Below are 893 nucleotides of genomic sequence, written 5' to 3' on the forward strand. Positions count from 1 at the left end.
TGCGGCGACGTCGGGTGATAAGGCGGAGTTAGTTTGCGAATCTGCGGATTTGATTTACCACCTAATGGTTCTGCTTCAAGACCAAGGCTTGTCGATGAACGATGTAGTCAACAAGCTTAAAGAACGTCATAAGTAATCGACGACCTTATACAGTGAACTAAACAAAAGCCCCGTAAGCAAAAATGTTTTCGGGGCTTTTAGTTTTCCAAACCTCAGAGCTTTATAGCTTCAAGACTTCTAAGCTCCTGTGTTACTTTTCTAACCTATGATTATTTTTCATTCAGAGGAGCCAGAGCGACATCAGGAATCTCTTCTCTTAATCTAATCTCTTCGTCGTACGAGTTATCCGCAGCACTTTTTATACTTCTTACCACTGCCACAGATACATGGATCGTTGCGGCCAATTTTAAAGCTCTCTACCGTTTGGTTGAGGCGAGGGTCAATCTCTGGCTCTGGTTGACTTTGCTCTGGGAATTCACCATCGATATAGAACCACAGGCCGTCTTCACGCACAAAACGGGAACGCTCTTGCATGCAGTATTGTGCGCCGTCTTCATTAAAGTAAGCCTTAAATTCCACATACCCTTCGTCGTTATTAGCACCCGGTTCTGCGTTTACTACCTCAAGCCCGGCCCAATCACTATCAATCGACTCAGCAATACCTTCGCGTTGCTCTTCAGCGTGGCAGCTTGGATGATAGGTATTCACCACATAATCTACGAGACCAAGTACGTGTGCGCTGTATCGAGAACGCATTAGCTGTTCAGGGGTGGTTACACTGTGGTGGTCGTTATGTGCTATTTCACAGCACGTAGCGTAGCTTTGTTTACTACCGCAAGGGCATTGAGACATGAATCGAGTCCTATAAAAATGGCCTCTAAGAGGCCATAAAC

Annotated in this window: 2 protein-coding genes; one reads left to right on the forward strand and one right to left on the reverse strand. The window is 45.5% G+C overall.

Annotated elements, in window-relative coordinates:
* Positions 1-136 (forward strand): phosphoribosyl-ATP diphosphatase (hisE, locus tag KIV40_RS26610; RefSeq protein ID WP_285352185.1); only part of this gene is annotated, 136 nt, incomplete at its 5' end.
* A 206-nt stretch (positions 137-342) separates the two neighbouring features.
* Here the strand turns inward: hisE and KIV40_RS26615 are convergent.
* Positions 343-852 (reverse strand): YchJ family protein, encoded by a 510-nt coding sequence (locus KIV40_RS26615; RefSeq protein WP_285352184.1) that lies wholly within the window; start codon positions 850-852, stop codon positions 343-345.
* Positions 853-893: the final 41 nt, after the last annotated feature.

The sequence above is a fragment of the Vibrio sp. D173a genome (assembly GCF_030248475.1).